The 236-nt window shown below is 66.5% G+C and carries 1 pseudogene; it reads right to left on the bottom strand.

The window, feature by feature from the left end:
- Nucleotides 1-236, bottom strand: a pseudogene (gene prfC / locus KVT37_RS32910) (peptide chain release factor 3); the annotation flags it as partial.

Here is a 236-nt window from a genome sequence, read left to right on the forward strand (position 1 = left end):
TGTCCTCGGTCGCCTCCACCGTGCGCACATCGGCTTCCTGGGCGCGCGGCGGCGGGCCGTAGGCGCCGAGCGCCTCGAACAGGTCGCGCACGCCGTAATTGCGGAGCGCCGAGCCGAAATAGACCGGGGTCAGATGGCCTTCGCGAAAGGCTCCAATATCAAGAGGCCGGCAAGCTTCCCCCGCGAGCTCCAACTCCTCGATGAAGTCGTGGCGTTCGTTTTCCGCCAAAAGCCCG

The organism is Mesorhizobium sp. GbtcB19 (assembly GCF_019091085.1).
Lineage (GTDB): Bacteria > Pseudomonadota > Alphaproteobacteria > Rhizobiales > Rhizobiaceae > Mesorhizobium.